The sequence below is a fragment of the Enterobacter sp. EC_64 genome (assembly GCF_019584165.1).
Lineage (GTDB): Bacteria > Pseudomonadota > Gammaproteobacteria > Enterobacterales > Enterobacteriaceae > Enterobacter > Enterobacter roggenkampii.
Map to the genome: position 1 here is coordinate 76979 of NZ_VDAS01000015.1, position 19758 is coordinate 96736.

Consider the following 19758-nt stretch of genomic DNA (forward strand, 5'->3'; position numbering starts at 1 on the left):
ATGCAGAAACAACATGATAACGTCATTCTGGAACTCACCGTCCGCAACCACCCTGGCGTCATGACCCACGTCTGCGGGCTCTTTGCCCGCCGGGCGTTTAACGTGGAAGGCATTCTCTGTCTGCCGATTCAGGGCAGCGAGCACAGCCGCATCTGGCTACTGGTCAACGATGACCAGCGTCTGGAGCAGATGATGGCGCAGATCGACAAGCTGGAAGATGTCACCAACGTGGCGCGCAACCAGTCCGATCCCACCATGTTTAACAAAATTGCGGTGTTCTTCGAATAGATCGCTTAAGGTAAGCGTCTTTCGCTCTTGTAGGCCGGATAAGCGCAGCGCCATCCGGCTTTTTCAGACCGCAGGAACACACATGACCACCATCGCCCTTATCGACGACCACCTTATCGTCCGCTCTGGCTTTGCCCAGCTTCTCAACCTCGAACCGGATTTCCAGGTCGTGGCCGAGTTTGGCTCCGGCCGCGAGGCGCTGGCGGGCCTGCCGGGGCGCGGGGTGCAGGTCTGTATCTGCGACATTTCGATGCCGGATCTCTCCGGGCTGGAGCTGTTAAGCCAGCTGCCGAAAGGAATGGCGACCATTATGCTCTCGGTCCACGACAGCCCGGCGCTGGTCGAGCAGGCACTCAACGCGGGCGCACGCGGCTTCCTCTCTAAACGCTGCAGCCCGGACGAGCTGATTGCCGCCGTGCGCACCGTCTCCACCGGCGGCTGCTACCTGACGCCGGAAATCGCCATCAAGCTGGCGGCCGGACGACAGGATCCGCTCACCCGGCGCGAGCGTCAGGTGGCTGAGAAGCTCGCGCAGGGGATGTCGGTAAAAGAGATTGCCGCCGAGCTGGATCTGTCGCCGAAGACCGTGCACGTCCATCGCGCCAACCTGATGGAAAAACTCAACGTCAGCAACGACGTCGAGCTGGCGCGCCGCATGTTCGACAGCTGGCAATGAGTCCCGTGTTTTCGCGGCTGATCGCCGTCGTTGCGAGCTTTTTTATCTTCTCTGCCGCGTGGTTCTGCCTGTGGAGCATCAGCCTGCATCTGGTGGAACGTCCTGAACTGGCGGTGCTGCTCTTTCCCTTCGGCCTGCGACTGGGGTTAATGCTCCAGTGCCCGCGCGGCTACTGGCCCGTTTTGCTGGGCGCAGAGTGGCTGCTGCTGGTCTGGCTGGCGCAGGAGGTCGCTCTGGCGCATCTGCCATTATTGATGACCGGAAGCCTGCTTACGCTTCTCCCGGTTGCGCTCATTTCCCGCTATCGTCACCAGCGCGACTGGCGCACGCTGCTGCGCCAGGGGGCGGCGCTGATTGCCGCCGCGCTGCTGCAGTCCCTGCCGTGGGTTGGCGATAAGGAGATGCTCAACGCGCTGCTGCTCACCCTCACCGGCGGCTTGACGCTTGCGCCGACCTGCCTCGTTATCTGGCACTATCTCTCCAGCACCGTCTGGCAGCCGCTTGGTCCGGGGCTGGTGTCCCAACCGGTGAACTGGCGCGCCAGGCATCTCATCTGGTATCTGCTGCTGTTCGTGGTGAGCCTCTGGCTTCAGCTGGGTCTACCTGCCGAGCTTTCACGCTTTACGCCGTTTTGCCTGGCGCTGCCGATTATTGCCCTGGCCTGGCACTACGGCTGGCAGGGGGCGCTGATCGCGACCCTGATGAACGCCATTGCGCTGATTGCCAGCCAGACCTGGCACGACCATCCGGTGGATCTGCTGCTCTCGCTGCTGGCCCAGAGCCTGACCGGGCTGCTGCTCGGGGCGGGTATTCAGCGTCTGCGCGAGCTGAACCAGTCCCTGCAAACCGAGCTGGCGCGCAACCGGCGTCTGGCTGAACGCCTGCTGGAGACGGAAGAGAGCGTGCGGCAGGAGGTCGCCCGCGAGCTGCACGATGATATCGGCCAGACGATCACCGCCATCCGCACCCAGGCGGGCATTGTCCAGCGTCTGGCGGCGGAAAACGCGGGCGTGAAGCAGGGCGGAGCGCATATCGAGCAGCTTTCACTGGGCGTGTATGACTCGGTGCGACGCCTGCTCGGCAGGCTGCGTCCGCGCCAGCTCGACGACCTGTCGCTGGAGCAGGCGGTGCGTTCCCTGATGCGCGAGATGGAGCTTGAAAGCCGCGGCATTGTCAGCCATCTCGACTGGCGAATTAACGAATCTGTGCTGAGCGAAGGCCAGCGCGTAACCCTTTTCCGCGTCTGTCAGGAAGGGCTGAACAATATTGTTAAACACGCCAATGCCAGCGCGGTCACGATACAGGGCTGGCAGCAGGACGAACGCCTGATGCTGATAATTGAAGACGACGGCTGCGGCCTGCCGCCGGGCTCCGGCCACCAGGGCTTTGGCCTGGCGGGCATGCGCGAGCGCGTCAAGGCGCTGGGCGGCACGCTGAACCTCTCCTGCACCCACGGGACGCGCGTCAGCGTCAGCCTGCCGCTACGGAGTTATCATGTTTAAAACCCCTGCCAGCGCCGCGCCGATTGGCGACAAAGCGGAAATCGACGCCCGCTACCGCTACTGGCGTCGCCATATTCTGATCGCCATCTGGCTCGGCTACGCGCTGTTCTACTTCACCCGCAAAAGCTTCAACGCCGCCGCGCCGGAAATTCTCGCCAGCGGCGTGATGACGCGCACCGACATCGGCCTGCTGGCGACGCTGTTTTACATCACCTACGGCCTGTCGAAGTTCTTCTCCGGCATCGTCAGCGATCGCTCCAACGCGCGCTATTTCATGGGCGTAGGGCTGATCGCCACCGGCGTGGTGAACATCCTGTTTGGTTTCTCTACCTCGCTTTGGGCCTTTGCCCTGCTGTGGGCGCTGAACGCCTTCTTCCAGGGCTGGGGTGCGCCGGTCTGCGCCCGCCTGCTCACGGCGTGGTACTCGCGCAACGAGCGCGGCGGCTGGTGGGCCGTCTGGAACACCGCGCACAACGTCGGCGGGGCGCTGATCCCGATGGTGGTGGGTGCCGCGGCGCTGCACTACGGCTGGCGCGCGGGGATGATGATTGCGGGTGGCCTGGCGATTGTCGCCGGGCTGTTCCTCTGCTGGCGCCTGCGTGACAGGCCGCAGACCGTGGGCCTGCCTGCGGTGGGCGACTGGCGGCACGACGAGATGGAGATTGCCCAGCAGCAGGAGGGCGCGGGATTGACCCGCAAGGAGATCCTCACCAAATACGTGCTGAAAAACCCCTACATCTGGCTCCTCTCGCTCTGCTACGTGCTGGTCTACGTGGTGCGCGCGGCCATCAACGACTGGGGCAATCTGTACATGTCCGAGACGCTCGGCGTGGACCTGGTCACTGCTAACTCGGCGGTCACGATGTTCGAACTGGGCGGGTTTATCGGCGCGCTGGTGGCGGGCTGGGGCTCGGATAAGCTGTTCAACGGCAACCGCGGCCCGATGAACCTGATTTTTGCCGCCGGGATTTTGCTCTCTGTTGGCTCGCTGTGGCTGATGCCGTTCGCCAGCTACGTCATGCAGGCGGCGTGCTTCTTCACCACCGGCTTCTTCGTCTTTGGCCCGCAGATGCTCATCGGCATGGCGGCGGCAGAGTGCTCCCATAAAGAGGCGGCAGGCGCGGCGACGGGCTTTGTCGGGCTGTTTGCCTACCTCGGCGCATCGCTCTCCGGCTGGCCGCTAGCGCGGGTGATCGACATCTGGCACTGGAGCGGCTTCTTCGCGGTGATCGCCATCGCGGCGGGAATTTCCGCCCTCCTGCTGCTGCCGTTTTTACATGCGCAGGCCCCGCGTGAAGCCAGTGTGATGTGATGCGCCTCACCTTTTCGCCCCGAGTGGCGCAAAACTAAGAAATTTTCCCGGTTTTACCTGGACGCTGTCTCAGGCATCTCTCCCGGCTGATTTTTACAATGCTGCAAAAATCAGCTCAGGAGTAAACCAACCATGCTGGCCTTCTTAAATCAGGTGCGCAAGCCGACCCTGGATCTGCCGCTCGACGTGCGGCGCAAGATGTGGTTCAAACCGTTCATGCAGTCCTATCTGGTGGTCTTCATCGGCTACCTGACCATGTACCTGATCCGCAAAAACTTTAATATCGCGCAGAACGACATGATCTCCACCTACGGGCTGAGCATGACGCAGCTGGGGATGATTGGCCTGGGCTTCTCCATCACCTACGGCGTGGGGAAAACGGTCGTTTCCTACTACGCGGACGGCAAAAATACCAAGCAGTTCCTGCCGTTTATGCTGATCCTCTCCGCCATCTGTATGCTCGGCTTCAGCGCCAGCATGGGCGCAGGGTCCGTTAGCCTGTTCCTGATGATCGCCTTCTACGCCCTGAGCGGTTTCTTCCAGAGTACCGGCGGATCGTGCAGCTACTCCACCATCACCAAATGGACGCCGCGCCGCAAGCGAGGGTCGTACCTCGGCATGTGGAACATCTCCCATAACCTCGGCGGGGCGGGTGCGGCAGGCGTGGCGCTGTTTGGCGCAAACTACCTGTTCGACGGCCACGTCATCGGTATGTTTATCTTCCCGTCGATTATCGCCCTGATTGTCGGCTTTATCGGCCTGCGCTTCGGCAGCGACTCCCCCGAATCCTACGGCCTCGGCAAAGCCGAAGAGCTGTTCGGCGAGGAGATCAGCGAAGAGGACAAAGAGACCGAAGAGAACGAGATGACCAAATGGCAGATCTTTGTTGAGTACGTGCTGAAAAACAAAGTGATCTGGCTGCTCTGCTTCTCAAACATCTTCCTCTACGTGGTGCGCATCGGCATCGACCAGTGGTCTACCGTGTACGCCTTCCAGGAGCTTAAGCTCTCTAAAGAGGTGGCGATTCAGGGCTTCACCCTGTTCGAAGTGGGCGCGCTGGTCGGCACGCTGCTGTGGGGCTGGCTCTCCGACCTTGCCAACGGCCGTCGCGCGCTGGTGGCCTGCATCGCGCTGGCGCTGATTATCGCTACCCTCGGCGTCTACCAACACGCCAGCAACCAGTACGTTTACCTCGCATCCCTGTTTGCGCTCGGCTTCCTGGTGTTTGGTCCGCAACTGCTGATCGGCGTGGCGGCAGTGGGCTTCGTCCCGAAAAAAGCGATCGGCGCCGCCGACGGGATCAAGGGCACCTTCGCCTACCTGATCGGCGACAGCTTTGCCAAGCTGGGTCTGGGGATGATCGCCGACGGCACGCCAATTTTCGGCCTCACCGGCTGGGCGGGAACCTTCGCGGCGCTGGATGCGGCAGCGATCGGCTGTATCGTCCTGATGGCGATGGTCGCGGTGCTGGAAGAACGTAAAATTCGCCGTGAAAATCGTGTGCAGAAATTAAAAGCAGCCTGAGTGTGCAGGTGACTTCTTTGCCCGGTGTGTGATGCCGGGCTTTTTTGTTTTAAATTCCAGTTTTTACCCCGCTTTACACAATCGCCCCTCTCCTTGCTCTACAGTTTTTTTGCTGCCGCCTTTCGCGCAGCCTTATTCCTTTTGCTATGGGAGAGCTTGCATGTTGACCCGACGATTATCCTGCCTGGCGCTGTTGATGGCGCTGGCAACCCCCGCAATGGCTACGGATGCGCCCACCTACAGCGAGAAGCTGGAAGGTTTCGACTACGGCTGGCCGGTAAAACACTTTACGTTTACCTCCCAGGAACAGTCTCTGGATATGGCTTATCTGGACGTGAAGCCGGAAAAACCCAACGGCCGCACCGTGGTGCTGATGCACGGCAAAAACTTCTGCGCCGGTACCTGGGACGGCACTATCCGTGCGCTCTCAGCCAGCGGTTATCGGGTGATCGCTCCCGACCAGATTGGCTTTTGTAAATCCACCAAACCGGAGCACTATCAGTACACCTTTCAGCAGCTGGCTGATAACACCCACGCCTTGCTGAAAACGCTCGGCGTCGATCGCGTGACGGTTATCGGCCACTCGACTGGCGGCATGCTGGCGACCCGTTACGCACTGATGTGGCCGCAGCAGGTGGAGCAGCTGGTGATGGTCAACCCAATTGGTCTGGAAGACTGGAAAGCGCGCGGCGTGCCGCATATTACGGTCGACCAGTGGTACCAGCGCGAGCTGAAGGTCAGCGCCGAGGGCATTCGTCAGTACGAGAAAAATACCTACTACGCCGGAGCGTGGAAGCCGGAGTACGAGCGTTGGGTCACCATGCTCGCCGGACTGAACAACGGGCCGGGAAAAGAACGTGTGGCCTGGAACTCGGCGCTGCTCTACGACATGATTTACACCCAGCCGGTGATCTACGAATTTAGTGAACTAAAGATGCCGGTATTATTGATGATCGGCACGAAGGACAACACCGCCATCGGGAAAGATCTCGCCCCGCCTGAGATCCGCAAAACGCTCGGCAACTATGCGGTGCTGGGGAAGGAGACGGCGAAACGCATCCCGCACGCGACGCTGGTCGAGTTCAACGACATGGGGCACGCGCCGCAGATGCAGGATCCTGCACGCTTCCACGAGGCACTGCTGAAAGGGCTTCAGGCGCGCTGACAGGTTTCCAGCAACAACCCGCGCAGCCACATCTGCGCGGGGTTACGGTGTGTTCTTGCGTGCCAGGCCATGCACTTGGTGAAACCCGGCACCGGAACCGGTGTGTCGCAGACAAACATTCCCGTCTGGTTTTCCGCTATCCGTGACGGTACCACGGCGATCATATCGCTTATCGCCAGTACATCCGGCAGTACCAGGAAGTTGCTCACCGATAACCCCACGTGCCGCGTCCGGCCCATTTTTTCCAGCGCGCCATCCGTCACGCCGCGAAAACTGTCACCCTCATAAGAGACCAGCACGTGTTCAAGGGCGCAAAAGCGCGCCAGAGAGAGCGGTTTGCCCGCGTCCGGGTGGTCGGCACGCATCATGCAAACGTACCGTTCATCATAAAGCGCCCGGCTGTGCAGGTCGTCTGGCGTGGTGTGGGGCGTGATCAGCGCCACGTCAACGTTCCCGCGTTCAAGCTGGTTCATCATGCGCTCGGAATCGACAGGTATAACCCGCACGCGTATTGCCGGTGCCCGCACCTTCAGTGCCGCGATAAACGGCACCGCGATCGCGCGGAGCGCGTAATCGGTGGCAGCAAGCGTGAAGGTGAGGGTGGCCTGTCGTGGGTCAAACGCCACCGGCTGCAGCAGGAGGTCGATATCTGCCAGGATGCGCTTCACCGGCGCGGCCAGCGCTTCCGCACGCGTCGTGGGTACGATGCCGTGGGGCGCTCGGATAAACAGCGGGTCGTCGAAGTAATCCCGCAGGCGGTTCAGCATGCCGCTGACCGCCGGCTGGGTCAGGGCCAGACGCGCCGCCGCGCGGGTGACGCTGCGTTCATCCAGCAGGGCGTCGAGCGTTTTCAGCAGGTTAAGATCCAGCATGCGCAGATCCGTTTTCATGACGATGTTCTACCTTTTTTCAGTTCACTATTATGGCCGTGCCCGCTGTCGATACCCTGCGTTTCCCGCTATGATGAGCGGCTATTCAAAGGAGAACGCATGGTCTGGATAATGCTGGCAACACTTGCCGTGGTGTTTGTGGTTGGGTTTCGTGTCCTGACCTCGGATTCCCGCCGCGCCATCAAACGCTTGAGCGAACGGCTGGGTATCACCCCGATGCCGGTAGAATCGATGATCGATCAGTTCGGTAAAACGCCCGGCAATGAGTTTATCCGCTATCTTGAACGCCCGGACGAGGCGCATCTGCAAAACGCTGCCCAGGTGCTGCTCATCTGGCAGGTCTGTATCGTCGACGGTAGCGAAGAGAATCTCCACACCTGGCACCGCATGTTGCGTAAAGCCCGCCTGGCCGCGCCGATCACCGATGCGCAAATCCGCCTCGCCCTTGGCTTTATGCGCGAGATGGAGCCGGATCCGCAGGAGTTGAACGCTTTCCAGCTGCGTTACAACCAGCTCTTTCTGCCAGAAGAGGGTGTGTTTTACCTGCACTGATATCACGAACCGTGATGATGAGTATAAGGCATCATCATTAGATTTATACCACTCACGGGCGCACCATCACCTCATCCACTCACGATGAGGTGAACCATGAAACAATCCGCCATTATCTGGCCAGACGATTACCTGCCAGGCACTACCGATAACTTTGCGTCCAATGAAATCATTGTCGCCGGACTGAGCGCGAAAGCGATCTGGGCGCAGCTCAACGACACTACCCTGTGGCCGAACTACTACAGCAACGCCGAAGATATTCGTTTTCACGACGGCAGCGGTCCGGAATTGAGCGCCAACGCCCGCTTCCGCTTCACGACCTTTGGCTTTCCGGTTGAGGCGCGGGTGACGGAGTACGTTCCGCCGGTCGATGGCGAGGCGGCGCGTATCGCCTGGCACGGCTGGGTGGAAGGGGAGGAGAGCGCGCGTCTGGATGTGATCCACGCCTGGCTGTTTGAAGACTTACCGGGTAACCGCGTCCGTATTTTGACTCAGGAGTCGCAGAAAGGCGTTCCGGCACAGGAATTAGCACGTACCCTACCGAACCCGATGATCAACGGGCATCAGGAGTGGATCGTCGGGCTGGCGAAGGCGGCGATGCAAGAAAAGTTGTCGAAACGTTAAATTCGTCACACTTTTGATGATAAACTGCGCGGCTTTTCCGCACGTTTTTATCTTCAGGTGACGCCATGACAGAACATATCCAGCCCACGACCCGACCGCAGACCAAAGAGGTTTCACGCCCCAACTGGTCGGCGGTTTTCTCCGTGGCGTTCTGCGTCGCCTGCCTGATTACCGTTGAGTTTCTGCCGGTGAGCCTGCTGACGCCGATGGCGCAGGACCTGGGCATTTCCGAAGGCGTGGCGGGGCAGTCCGTTACCGTCACCGCCTTCGTGGCGATGTTCGCCAGCCTGTTTATCACCCAGGTGATTGGCACCATCGACCGCCGCAAGGTGGTCATTCTGTTCAGCGTGCTGCTGACGCTCTCCTGCCTGCTGGTCTCCTTCGCGGAAAGCTTCACCCTGCTGCTGCTCGGTCGCGCCTGCCTGGGGCTGGGGCTCGGCGGCTTCTGGGCGATGTCGGCCTCGCTCACTATGCGCCTGGTGCCGGCGCGTACGGTGCCGAAGGCCCTGTCCGTTATCTTCGGTGCGGTCTCCATCGCGCTGGTGATCGCCGCGCCGTTAGGCAGCTTCCTCGGCGGGATTATTGGCTGGCGTAACGTCTTCAACGCCGCGGCGGTGATGGGCCTGCTCTGCATCATTTGGGTGTGGAAAGCGCTGCCGTCCCTGCCGGGCGAAGCGGCGCACCATAAACAGAACATGTTCGCGCTGCTCAAGCGCCCCGGCGTGCTGGCGGGGATGACCGCCATCTTTATGGCCTTTGCCGGGCAGTTTGCCTTCTTTACCTATATCCGCCCGGTGTTTATGACCATGGCGGGCTTTGACGTGGACGGCCTGACGCTGGTGCTGCTGAGCTTTGGTATCGCCAGCTTTGTCGGTACCTCGCTGTCGTCGCAGTTCCTGAAACGCTCCCTGAAGGTGGCGCTGGCGGGTGCGCCGCTGGTGCTGGCGGCGAGCGCCACGGTGCTGGTGCTGTGGGGCAGCGATAAGTGGGTCGCGTCTGCCATTGCGATTATCTGGGGCTTTGCCTTTGCGCTGGTGCCGGTGGGCTGGTCGACGTGGATCACCCGCTCGCTTGCCGATCAGGCGGAAAAAGCCGGGTCGATTCAGGTGGCGGTGATCCAGCTGGCGAACACCTGCGGCGCGGCCATTGGCGGCGTGGCGCTCGACCATCTGGGGCTGACGTCACCGCTGGTGATTTCCGGTACGCTGATGCTGCTGACGGCGCTGCTGGTGGCAGGGAAGGTTAAAGCGAAGTAGTGTTTTTCTCCCTCTCCCGTGGGAGAGGGTTGGGGTGAGGGCATCAGGCTACGCCGATGCCTTAACCCTTCTACGCGAATCCATCGAAATCAGCACCACCGACGACACGATCAGCAGCGTCCCCAGCCAGTCCGGCAGGGTAAACGCCACGCCCAGCAAAATCACCGACAGCAGCGCGCTGCTCAAGGGTTCGGCGCAGCTCAGGATGCTCGCCTTCGGCCCGCCGATCATCTGTGCGCCTTTCAGATACAGGCTGAACGTCAGCGCGGTGCCAATCACCACCAGGTAGAAAAACGCCAGCAGCAGGCCGCCGTCGATAACGAAGGTGGTGCCGCGTCCGGCGTAGAACGGCGTCAGCATTAATCCGGCAATTAACATACTCCAGCCGACAATCGGCAATGTGCCGTAGCGGGCAATCAGCGTTGACGGATAGGTGGTGTAAAACGCGGCGGCAAACGCCGAGGCGATGCCGAAGAACAGGGCGGCAGGCGAGATGGAGAGCGAGGTTGGGTCGCCGTGGGTGACCAGCAGGAACGTCCCGACAAGCGAGGTCACAATCGCGGACAAAACAAACACGCCGGGGCGCTTTTTCCGCGCCAGCGCGAACCACGCCACGATAATCGTTGGCGACAGAAACTGCAGCACGGTGGCCGTCGCGGCGTTGGATTTTTCAATCGTCAGCAGGAAGGTGAGCTGCACGGTGAGCGCGCCGACCAGCGAGAAAAACAGCAGGCTGAGGGCGTCTTTGCGATGTTTGATGACCGAGAAAATCTTGTCGCCGTGAACGAAGGAGAGCGTCAGCAGGATCACGCCGGTAAACAGCAGGCGAACCATGGTCAGGTAAGGCGAAGAAATGTGGCTTTTCTCCATGATGTACTGCGCGCAAACGCCGGAACTGCCCCATAAAACGGCGGCGATCAGGACGTTCAGCATCCCTTTACGTGTGGAACCCATTTTCTCCCCTGTTATGTTGGTTTTTTTGTAGCATAACATGGGATCTTGCCGGGTGGCGCTACGCTTACCCGGCCTACAAAACCTTGTAGGCCCGTGCAAGCGCAGCGCCGCCGGGCGAAACAAACGACGCTCTACTAGAACCACGCCTCCCACATCGCGCCGACGTTGAAGTCGTCGAGCGTCTCGTCTTTGGTGTTGTTCACGCGCGCGGTGCGTGCGTTATCCACCTTGCCGCCGGTCACGTAGAAGCGCAGCATCGGACGGAACTCCGGCCCCATGGCGATAGACATGTTCTGCGACAGGGTCAGCTTCCAGCCTTTGTTGTCGCCGCCGTTGTCGTAATCCACGTGCTGCCAGCCCGCTTCCAGCCAGGTGGAGTGAACGTCGTTCCACCAGTGCATCGGACGCACGATGGCGTTGTAGTTCTTACGGTTGTCGGTCTTATCACGGCTGTTGTCGTAGTCGTGGAAGGCGAGGATGTACTCCACCTGCGTGGCCTGGGTGAATTTGTACAGCCCTTCGAAGCTGGCGTAGACCGTGGTCAGGTCTTCGGTTTTATTGAACACGCTGTTGTCCGAGTTATCGGAGTAGCGGGCAATCAACTTGTTCACGCCGCTGTCGTTGGTGTGGCTCAGCACCACGCCGCCCTGCCAGGCGTTCAGACGCTCATCGCTCTCCACCGCTTTTGAATCAAAGCCGTAGTTGGCGTACAGCTCCAGATCCAGCGGACCGAGCTTCATGCCGTGGATTTTAGAGGTGGCCGCGTAGTTACCTTTGTCGCCCGTGCCGGACCCGCCGGTACAGGTGATGCGTGACGGGTTCGCTTCGTCTTCCATCACTTCCGGGCTACAGGATTCCACTGCCGCCACGGCAGCGACGTCAAACTGCACGCCGCCGATATCGAAGTTCTTCACCCCGGCGCCCTGGCCGTCGTGGTTCATCCAGAAGTAATCGTTGATGCCCTGCTGCGGACGCTGGTGGAAGTCGCGACCGGCCCAGAAATAGGCGTTCGGGTTGGAGGCCATAATGTTGGTCACCCCCGCGTAGGCCTTTTTCAGGTTAACTTCGTCGCCCCAGTGGTCGATCATCACGTTGATGTCCCAGATGGCGCCGTTTTCGCCCTTGAAGGCCTTGGAGAGCTGGAACTCGCCGCCGTTGCCTTCGTTACCCAGACGACCGATCGCGGACGCGCCGTTGTAGGAGCCATCCACCGCCACGTATTTCTGATCGGCGGCCTGGAAGTGTGCGCCGTAGCGGGCGTAGCCGGTAAATTTAATCCCGAACGGAATCGCCATGTCCGGGGATTGCGCCGCGCTCTGCGGCTCGGTCACCACGTCCGCTTTTTTCGCGACGGCGGCATCCATTTTGGCCTGACGTTCGGCCAGGGCTTTATCCACCGCTTTCGCCACAATGGCGTCGATTTGCTCCTGCGTGAATTCCTGGGCGAGCACGGAAATTGGGCAAAGCGCGGCGATAACCGCCATGGTTAATGGAAGTTTTTTAATCGTATTCATGGTTATCTCAATATAGTTTAATTTTATTCAGACAATAACCATCCCGCTCCGATCTGACAGAATATGTCGCTATCATCAGAACAAGTGGATTTCTAGTTTTAGGTACAGAGGTATTACAGTAATTTATTTCGCCATAGACTATCTCTGATATAAATGAATAATTTCTTCGGATAATTCACGCGCTAATAAGGAGTTCATTAAATGATCCTGCGCGTGCACCATGATTAACGTCATCGGCTGGCGGCCTTCGCCCGCATCCTGCTCGATCAGTTTGGTCTGCATCTTGTGCGCCTGGCGCGCGTAGCCGTCGGCTTCGCGCAGCAGGCTTTTGGCCTCGTCAATGTTGCCCTGACGCGCCGCGTGCAGCGCCTCAAAGCACAGGCTGCGGGACTGCCCGGCGTTGACGATAATTTCCATTACGGCTTCTTCTAGTGCAATCATTATCATTACTCTTTTTCAAAACTATTATTTAAGGCGGTGGCGGCAAACCACTCCCCGCTTTTCTTAATGGTGCGCTGCTGCGTCTTTAAATCGAGCTGGATAAATCCGTAGCGATTTTTATACGCGTTACACCACGACCAGTTATCAATAAATGTCCACATATGGTAGCCAAGACAATTACACTCTTCGCTTATGCCTTTATGCAGCCACGTTAAATGCTCAGATATAAAATCAATGCGGTATTGATCGTTAATCTGGCCATTTTCAATAAAACGTTGCTCGTTTTCGACGCCCATGCCGTTTTCAGAAATAAAGCAGCGGGGATTGCCGTAATTGTCGCGCAGGTTAATCAGAATATCGTAAATACCCGGCGCGTAGATTTCCCAGCCGCGGTAGGGGTTCATCTTGCGGCCCGGCATCTCGTAGCTATCAAAGAACCATTCCGGCATAAACGGCGCCTGCGGGTTCACCGCGCTGTCGCGACACTTCACGCGACGCGGCTGATAGTAGTTAATGCCGAGCAGGTCGATTTTCCCTTCCGCAATCAGGAAACCGTCTTCCGGCTTGCAGGCGGGCAGCTGGTCGTAAGATTTCAGCAGCGCCACCAGATCCGCCGGGTATTCGCCGCGCAGGACCGGGTCAAGGAAGCTGCGGTTAAACATCAGATCCGCAACGTGCGCCGCCTTCACGTCTGCCGGGTTCTGCGAACGCGGATACGACGGCGTCAGGTTCAACACGATGCCGATCTCCCCCGCGTAGTGCCCGGCGCGGTAGGCCTGAACCGCCTTCGCATGGGCCAGCACCGTGTGATAAGCCACGGTGGCCGCCCGGCGAAAATCCACTACGTTGGGGTAGTGGAAGTCGTACAGATAACCGCCTTCCACCGGCACGATCGGCTCGTTGAAGGTAAACCAGTGCAGCACGCGGTCGCCGAACAGCTCGAAGCAAATCTGCGCATAGCGGGCGTACGCGTCCACTACGTCACGGTTTTCCCAGCCGCCAATTTCCTGCATCGCCATCGGCATGTCGAAATGGAAGAGGGTGATAAACGGCGTGATGCCCTGTTCATTCAGCTCATCAATGACCTGATTATAAAAATCGACCGCGTCCGGGTTCACTTCACCGATACCGTCGGGGATCAGGCGCGCCCAGCTAATCGAGGTACGAAAGCTGTTGTGGTTCAGCTGTTTTAACAGCTGAATGTCCGTTTTCCAGTGCTGATAAAACGTGGAGGTGTGCTGCGGCCCCACGCCGTTGTGAAAACGGTTCGGCTCGCGGGCAAACCAGTAGTCCCACGTGGTTTCACCCTCTCGTGTCCCTTCCGTCTGGAGAGCGGAGCTTGCGCTGCCCCACCAGAAGTTATCGGGAAATGCGTATTTCATGACCCTTCCTCTTTGACTTAATTGCTTGTGGCTTCAGCGGCACCCACGGCTGCAGCCTGGGCTTTCTGCTCTTCGTTTTTAATCAGCGTACGCTCATAGGCGCGCAGGAAAGGCAGGTACATCAGCGCCGACATCACCATGCAGACGAGGCACATCACCACCGGGCTCAGCGCCCAGTTCGCCGCCCACGAGGCGCCAATCGGCGCGGGCGTAGTCCACGGGGTTAACGAGACCACCTGTGCCAGCCAGCCGAGCTTCGTGGCGCCGTACGCCAGGCAGGCGTTGACCAGCGGAACAAACACAAACGGGATAAACAGCATCGGGTTCATGATGATCGGCGCGCCGAACAGAATCGGCTCGTTGATGTTAAAGAAGCTTGGCACCACGCCCATTTTGCCGATGGTGCGCAGGTGGGTAACGCGGCTGCGCAGCAGCAGGAAGGCCAGCGGCAGGGTGGAACCGACGCCGCCAATCAGCAGGTAGTGATCCCAGAAGCCCTGCAGATAAACGTGCGGCAGCGCCGCGCCTGCGGCCAGTGCCGCCTGGTTTGCCGAGAGGTTCGCCATCCAGAACGGGTTCATGATGCCGGTAACAATCAGCGAGCCGTGGATACCCGCGAACCAGAAGATCTGGCACAGCAGCACGGAGAGCAGAATGGCGGGCAGGGAGTCAGACGCGGACACCAGCGGCTCCAGCAGGTGCATGATCGCCTGCGGGATAATCATCCCGGTCTGCGCTTCAATGAACAGGTTCAGCGGGTGCAGCGTGCCGATCACCACCATCACCGGGATCAGGATCTCAAACGAACGCGCCACGCCGGTGGGCACTTCCTTCGGCAGGCGGATGGTGACGTTGTTCTGCTTCAGCCAGGCGTACACGCGGGTTGAGTAAATGGCGGTGATCAGGGCGGTGAAGATGCCCTGGCCGGAGAGGTACTGGGTTGAGATTTTGCCGTCGGTATACGGCGCGGCGACCAGCAGGAAGGCCATAAAGGCCAGCAGGCCGGACATCACCGGGTCGAGGTTAAACTGACGCCCCAGGCTCGCCCCAATCCCTACCGAGATGAAGAAAGTCATCACGCCCATGCTGAGGTTAAACGGCAGCATCAGCTGTTCGCGGTAGGTCTGGGAAAAATCCAGCCAGCCGCGGGCGAAGCTGTTAGTGGTATCCGCCGAGAACGGCGGGAAGATGAACACCAGCATAAACGAGCCGATGATCATAAACGGCAGCGCGGCGGTAAAGCCGTCGCGGATGGCAATCACGTACTTTTGCTGACCGAGCTTCGCGGCCAGCGGGGTAATTGACTGCTCAATCACCGCAACCATGGATTGATATAACGAACTCATGTGAACACCTTTTAGTGTGCCGCTTCGATGAGCGACAGAGCAAAGTCCAGTACTTTATCGCCACGCTGCATGCCGTAGTCCATCATGTCGATGGGCTGCACCGGAATGCCATGCGTCGCCGCCTTGTCTGAGAGTGTCTGTAACATGTATTTCACTTGCGGTCCGAGAAGTACCACCTGGTATTGCGGAAACTGCGTATCAAATTCGGAAACACCGTACGCATCAATCTTCACCGACAAACCACGTTCTTTCGCGACATCGACCATTTTGCTGACCAACAGGCTGGTGGACATCCCGGCAGAGCAGCACAGCATAATCTTGAACATCGACAACCATCCTCTAAATGTAAAAAGTTATTGCGAGGATGGTTGGACATGATACGGAAACCGGTTTCCATTCATAAAAGACAGAACTGTGACAACCATCAAGATCCAATACTTATGAGGCTAATTAACCGGATGCAGGTCACATAATTTGGCTGTTTTGACATCATTTGGAGTGGAAACGGAAAATCGGTTTCCATGGAAAACGGAAACGGATATACTCCGCTCTGGCTATAATGTGAGCCGAAGCGGTCATGGAATTTGCAGGTGCGAGGTAAGCCTGCCAGGGGAAAGAGATGTCGACAATCAATGATGTATCACGTCTTGCCGGGGTGTCTAAAGCCACGGTATCGCGAGTGTTGAGTGGGTCGCGTGGCGTAAAGGAAGCCAGCCGTCAGGCCGTTCTGAAGGCAGTGGATGAGCTTAACTACCGGCCTAATGTGATTGCCCAGTCGCTGCTGAGCCAGTCGACGGGCTGTATCGGGGTGATTTGCGCCCAGGAAAACATTAACCAGACCACCGGTTACCTGTACGCGCTGGAAAAACAGCTCAGCCAGCATCAAAAACACCTGCTGCTGCGTTTCGCGCACAGCAAAGCGGAAGTGATGCACGCTCTTGAGGAACTCTCCTGCGGGCTTTGCGATGACATCCTGGTGATTGGCGCGCGTTTCCCGCTGGACGTCGACATGGACAACGTCATTCTGGTGGACTGCATGGAGTCTGATAATTCCAACAGCATCCAGTTCGATCACGCCTTTGCCGCCGAAACCGCCTGTAACTACCTGACCAGCCAGGGGCGACGCCAGATTGCCCTGATCCATCCGCACGGCAGCGGTTTTGCTGACCAGGTGCTGCTCGGCTACAAGCACGCGCTGGAGAAAAATTTCCTGCCCTTTAATCGCAACCTTGTGTTCATGGACGCGACCTCGTCGTCCGTTGCGCTACAGGAGCTGCTGAATAACGCCAGCACGCTGAACTTCAACGCGCTGCTGGTGGCGGACGAGCAGGAAGCCCAGCGGGTGATCCCGCAGCTGCAGGCGTTTAATAAATCCGTGCCGGACGACATTATGGTCTTCAGTCTGGCCGGATCGCTGCACCTGCCGGGTATTCCGGTGATCCCGGCGATTGAATATTCTATGGATGCGATGGCGGCGCGTATTGTGAGCTGGCTGACGGAGAAAACGCAGATTCTGGGCTCGTATGTGCTGCGCGGGGATTTGATCATTCCAGACGTGCGTAAGCGTTAAACATGTTGTGTAGGCCGGGTAAGGCGCAGCCGCCACCCGGCGAGAAGCATTCAATAATCTTCCATACAATCCACCTGGCCAACCGCCGCCCAGTAGGCGTCCAGGTTGTCACGCTTCACGGCGGTAACGGCATTTTTGATCAGCAGCTGATTGGCCTCTGACGACAAAATCATCGCCTGCCAGGCCTTATCGCTCTGCTTTTTCTGTGGCGTACAGGTTTTCTTTATATCTTTCATGACCTGCTGCTTAATCTGCGCCTCTTTCGCCGGATCCTCCTTTTCCTGAGCATGGACAAACGCGGCGAACAGCAGACAAACCAGCAGGCAGACAAGGTGTGCAGCTTTCATCAACAACCCCCTTTTGACGTCACAGGCTTCCCATGAAATATATCGTTACATTCAGTGTAGCGACGCCAGCCGAAAGTATGAATTTTCTCTACGTTGCGTGTGTGAGATAGTGAAACGGCACAGATAACAAGGAGAAAAAATATGCACCTGAGCATTACTCATGCGGTTACGGCGCAGGAAAAAGAAGAGTTACTCACCGGCCTGAGAGCCTACAATGCGCAGTTTCTGGATCTCTCCACATTCAGCGGGGATATTGGCGTTTACGTGCGGGACGACATCGGCACCATGCTCGGCGGGCTCATTGGGGTGCGCAAAGGCGACTGGCTGAATATCGACTTTCTCTGGGTGAGCGATGCCGTACGCGGATCCGGCGTGGGCAGCCAGCTCATCAAAACGGCGGAAGATGAAGCCAGACGCAAAGGCTGCAAGCACGCGCTGGTGGATACCGCCAGCTTCCAGGCGCGTCCGTTCTATGAAAAACAGGGGTACCAGCTGCAGATGTCTTTGCAGGATTATCCGTACCCGGGCATGCAGCGACATTACCTGGCGAAAGCCCTTTAAGCCCGTTTCTGTCATTATGCATTCTGCTATTTATTGCGAGCCGCTTTCCTAATTTAAAACGTGTTGCTTGTCTTCTTTTCGGGCCGTGGCGCATGCTTTGGCCTGGTCAAGTCATCCATGGAGATAGCAATGGAACGCACAGCAAAACTATTCAAAAAGGGTCAGAATCAGGCCGTTATGCTGCCTGCTGAATTCGCGTTTGATACGGAGAGCGTCTACATCCGACGGGATGAGGAGGGGAATGTCGTTTTGGTGGCAAAACCTGTTCTAATAAAGAGCTGGGATAATTTTCTCCGCATGCTGGCAGAAACGGACGTACCAGATACGTTTTTGAGCAAGGAGGAACGCAATCAGAGTGTTACGACAAGAGACCCTCTGGATGGAGCATGCTCATGAGACATATGCTGGATACGAATATTGTGAGTCACTTGTTTAAACGACACCCGGAGGTTGTAAGCAGAATGACATGTCTGGCGCCGGGTGACGTTTGTATCTCAAGCATTACCGAAGCGGAATTGCTGTATGGTGCTGACAAGAAGAAAAGCAGTAGATTGAAAGAAACAATCCGGGAGTTTCTCAATACCATCACGATTTGCGACTGGGACAGCGACGCCGCAGCAACGTACGGTGAACTCCGTGCAACCCTGGAAAAGAAAGGGAAAGTGATGGGGGATCTCGATCAACTGATCGCTGCACATGCTATCAGTCGGGGAACAACGATCGTTACTAACGATCGTGCATTCAGAATGGTGCAGGAGCTTGCCGTCGAGGACTGGACGACAACGTTGTGATCCCTGATGCCCGGTGGTGCAGCGCCACCCGGCCATACCCGCATATAACTTATCCTTCTTATTGATTCTTTTTCGGTTTTTATTTCACCGCCTCGTTGTCGATATAGTCACTACAACATTCAGCAAAAGGAACTGTCTTGTGAAACGTCGATTGGGTGCTCTGGTACTGGCTGGCCTGTTGCTAGCCGGGTGCGATCAAAGTGGCAGCGATGCCAAACACATTAAAGTCGGCGTCATCAACGGCGCCGAGCAGGACGTGGCGGAAGTCGCCAAAAAGGTGGCGAAAGAGAAATATGGCCTGGACGTGGAGCTGGTGGGCTTCAGCGGCTCGCTGTTGCCTAACGATGCCACCAACCAGGGGGAACTGGATGCCAACGTCTTCCAGCATCGCCCGTTCCTTGCAGAGGATAATAAGGCGCATGGCTACAAGCTGGTGGCCGTGGCGAACACCTTTGTCTTCCCGATGGCCGGCTATTCCCGCAAAATCAAATCCGTGTCTGGCCTGAAGGACGGCGCAACCATTGCCATTCCAAACGACCCGACCAACCTTGGCCGCGCGCTGTTGCTGCTGCAAAAAGAGAAGCTCATCACCCTGAAGCCAGATACCGGGCTGCTGCCGACGGCGCTGGATATTACCGCCAACCCTAAGCAGCTGAAAATCATGGAGCTCGAAGGGGCGCAGCTGCCGCGCGTGCTGGACGACCCGAAAGTGGATGTCGCCATCATCAGCACCACCTATATCCAGCAAACCGGGCTGTCGCCGGTGCATGACAGCGTCTTTATCGAAGACAAAAATTCGCCGTACGTGAACATCGTGGTGACGCGCGAAGACAAGAAAGACGCGGAGAACGTGAAGGAATTTATCCAGTCGTATCAGTCGCCTGAAGTGGCGAAAGCGGCGGAGACGATCTTTAATGGCGGGGCGGTGCCGGGCTGGTAAAAGTACCCGCATAAAGCACGGTGACGTAAATTGGCCCGATTTCATCGGTAATTGCTCTTTAACCCACAGCGTGCCGCGCGACGGCTGGCTATCCTCCTTATCACACCAACCGGAGGATAGCCC

The 19758-nt window shown here is 58.2% G+C and carries 22 protein-coding genes; 14 read left to right on the forward strand and 8 right to left on the reverse strand.

Going from position 1 to position 19758, the window contains the following annotated elements:
* From ilvN to FHC52_RS13940, 6 genes are all read left to right on the forward strand, one after another.
* Window positions 1–288 carry an acetolactate synthase small subunit gene (ilvN, locus tag FHC52_RS13915; protein WP_008500144.1) on the forward strand — a complete coding sequence of 96 codons (288 nt, stop codon included), beginning with the start codon at window positions 1–3 and terminating at the stop codon, window positions 286–288.
* An 82-nt stretch (window positions 289–370) separates the two neighbouring features.
* Window positions 371–964 (forward strand): transcriptional regulator UhpA, encoded by a 594-nt coding sequence (uhpA, locus tag FHC52_RS13920; protein WP_021242693.1) that lies wholly within the window; start codon window positions 371–373, stop codon window positions 962–964.
* Window positions 961–2466 carry a signal transduction histidine-protein kinase/phosphatase UhpB gene (gene uhpB / locus FHC52_RS13925; protein WP_126288226.1) on the forward strand — a complete coding sequence of 502 codons (1506 nt, stop codon included), beginning with the start codon at window positions 961–963 and terminating at the stop codon, window positions 2464–2466. Before uhpA ends, uhpB begins: the two co-directional genes overlap by 4 nt.
* Window positions 2459–3778 carry an MFS transporter gene (locus FHC52_RS13930; RefSeq protein ID WP_126288224.1) on the forward strand — a complete coding sequence of 440 codons (1320 nt, stop codon included), beginning with the start codon at window positions 2459–2461 and terminating at the stop codon, window positions 3776–3778. The genes uhpB and FHC52_RS13930 overlap by 8 nt, the downstream gene beginning before the upstream one ends.
* A 132-nt stretch (window positions 3779–3910) precedes the next feature.
* Window positions 3911–5302 carry a hexose-6-phosphate:phosphate antiporter gene (uhpT, locus tag FHC52_RS13935; RefSeq protein WP_126288222.1) on the forward strand — a complete coding sequence of 464 codons (1392 nt, stop codon included), beginning with the start codon at window positions 3911–3913 and terminating at the stop codon, window positions 5300–5302.
* A gap of 160 nt (window positions 5303–5462) precedes the next feature.
* Window positions 5463–6467: an alpha/beta fold hydrolase gene (locus tag FHC52_RS13940; RefSeq protein ID WP_126288220.1), complete on the forward strand. Its 1005-nt coding sequence runs from the start codon at window positions 5463–5465 to the stop codon at window positions 6465–6467.
* Here the strand turns inward: FHC52_RS13940 and FHC52_RS13945 are convergent.
* The gene (locus FHC52_RS13945; protein WP_126288218.1) at window positions 6455–7357 is read right to left on the reverse strand and encodes a LysR family transcriptional regulator; all 903 of its coding nucleotides are present in this window, start codon (window positions 7355–7357) and stop codon (window positions 6455–6457) included. The genes FHC52_RS13940 and FHC52_RS13945 overlap by 13 nt on opposite strands.
* A 99-nt stretch (window positions 7358–7456) precedes the next feature.
* On the opposite strand from FHC52_RS13945, the gene FHC52_RS13950 reads away from it, so the two are divergent.
* The 3 genes from FHC52_RS13950 to nepI all read left to right on the forward strand — a co-directional run bounded on the left by FHC52_RS13950 (window position 7457) and on the right by nepI (window position 9789).
* Complete coding sequence (locus tag FHC52_RS13950; protein WP_014830062.1) at window positions 7457–7909, forward strand: DUF1198 domain-containing protein; 453 nt, start codon at window positions 7457–7459, stop codon at window positions 7907–7909.
* 96 nt (window positions 7910–8005) lie between these two features.
* Window positions 8006–8533, forward strand: coding sequence for an SRPBCC domain-containing protein (locus tag FHC52_RS13955; protein ID WP_126288216.1), 528 nt, complete (start codon window positions 8006–8008; stop codon window positions 8531–8533).
* Window positions 8534–8598: 65 nt separating this feature from the next.
* Complete coding sequence (nepI, locus tag FHC52_RS13960) at window positions 8599–9789, forward strand: purine ribonucleoside efflux pump NepI (RefSeq protein ID WP_021242697.1); 1191 nt, start codon at window positions 8599–8601, stop codon at window positions 9787–9789.
* A gap of 48 nt (window positions 9790–9837) precedes the next feature.
* On the opposite strand, the gene FHC52_RS13965 is transcribed toward nepI, so the two are convergent.
* The 6 genes from FHC52_RS13965 to FHC52_RS13990 all read right to left on the reverse strand — a co-directional run bounded on the left by FHC52_RS13965 (window position 9838) and on the right by FHC52_RS13990 (window position 15752).
* A complete protein-coding gene (locus FHC52_RS13965) occupies window positions 9838–10743 on the reverse strand; it encodes an EamA family transporter (RefSeq protein ID WP_023345167.1) in 906 nt (301 codons plus the stop codon).
* A gap of 134 nt (window positions 10744–10877) precedes the next feature.
* Complete coding sequence (locus tag FHC52_RS13970; protein ID WP_126288214.1) at window positions 10878–12257, reverse strand: carbohydrate porin; 1380 nt, start codon at window positions 12255–12257, stop codon at window positions 10878–10880.
* A gap of 138 nt (window positions 12258–12395) precedes the next feature.
* Window positions 12396–12698, reverse strand: a complete 303-nt coding sequence (locus tag FHC52_RS13975; RefSeq protein ID WP_029741865.1) for a PTS lactose/cellobiose transporter subunit IIA — start codon at window positions 12696–12698, stop codon at window positions 12396–12398.
* Window positions 12699–12703: 5 nt separating this feature from the next.
* Entirely contained in the window at window positions 12704–14080 is a 1377-nt protein-coding gene (locus FHC52_RS13980) for a glycoside hydrolase family 1 protein (protein WP_219369134.1), read from the reverse strand.
* Window positions 14081–14097: 17 nt separating this feature from the next.
* Window positions 14098–15426 carry a PTS sugar transporter subunit IIC gene (locus FHC52_RS13985; RefSeq protein ID WP_032675701.1) on the reverse strand — a complete coding sequence of 443 codons (1329 nt, stop codon included), beginning with the start codon at window positions 15424–15426 and terminating at the stop codon, window positions 14098–14100.
* 11 nt (window positions 15427–15437) lie between these two features.
* Window positions 15438–15752 (reverse strand): PTS sugar transporter subunit IIB, encoded by a 315-nt coding sequence (locus FHC52_RS13990; RefSeq protein ID WP_021242703.1) that lies wholly within the window; start codon window positions 15750–15752, stop codon window positions 15438–15440.
* Window positions 15753–16045: 293 nt separating this feature from the next.
* Between FHC52_RS13990 and FHC52_RS13995 the strand changes: the two genes are divergently transcribed.
* On the forward strand, window positions 16046–16996 hold the full coding sequence (locus tag FHC52_RS13995) for a LacI family DNA-binding transcriptional regulator (RefSeq protein ID WP_126288210.1): 951 nt from the start codon (window positions 16046–16048) through the stop codon (window positions 16994–16996).
* 50 nt (window positions 16997–17046) lie between these two features.
* Here FHC52_RS13995 and FHC52_RS14000 read toward each other — a convergent pair whose 3' ends face one another.
* Window positions 17047–17343: a YicS family protein gene (locus FHC52_RS14000; protein ID WP_032654360.1), complete on the reverse strand. Its 297-nt coding sequence runs from the start codon at window positions 17341–17343 to the stop codon at window positions 17047–17049.
* 141 nt (window positions 17344–17484) lie between these two features.
* On the opposite strand from FHC52_RS14000, the gene FHC52_RS14005 reads away from it, so the two are divergent.
* The 4 genes from FHC52_RS14005 to nlpA all read left to right on the forward strand — a co-directional run bounded on the left by FHC52_RS14005 (window position 17485) and on the right by nlpA (window position 19635).
* Entirely contained in the window at window positions 17485–17904 is a 420-nt protein-coding gene (locus FHC52_RS14005) for a GNAT family N-acetyltransferase (RefSeq protein WP_032654363.1), read from the forward strand.
* Between the two features lie 129 nt (window positions 17905–18033).
* A complete protein-coding gene (locus FHC52_RS14010; protein WP_032654366.1) occupies window positions 18034–18300 on the forward strand; it encodes an antitoxin in 267 nt (88 codons plus the stop codon).
* Window positions 18297–18695 (forward strand): type II toxin-antitoxin system VapC family toxin, encoded by a 399-nt coding sequence (locus tag FHC52_RS14015; protein ID WP_023293716.1) that lies wholly within the window; start codon window positions 18297–18299, stop codon window positions 18693–18695. The genes FHC52_RS14010 and FHC52_RS14015 overlap by 4 nt, the downstream gene beginning before the upstream one ends.
* A 139-nt stretch (window positions 18696–18834) precedes the next feature.
* The gene (gene nlpA, locus FHC52_RS14020) at window positions 18835–19635 is read left to right on the forward strand and encodes a lipoprotein NlpA (protein WP_220420119.1); all 801 of its coding nucleotides are present in this window, start codon (window positions 18835–18837) and stop codon (window positions 19633–19635) included.
* Window positions 19636–19758: the final 123 nt, after the last annotated feature.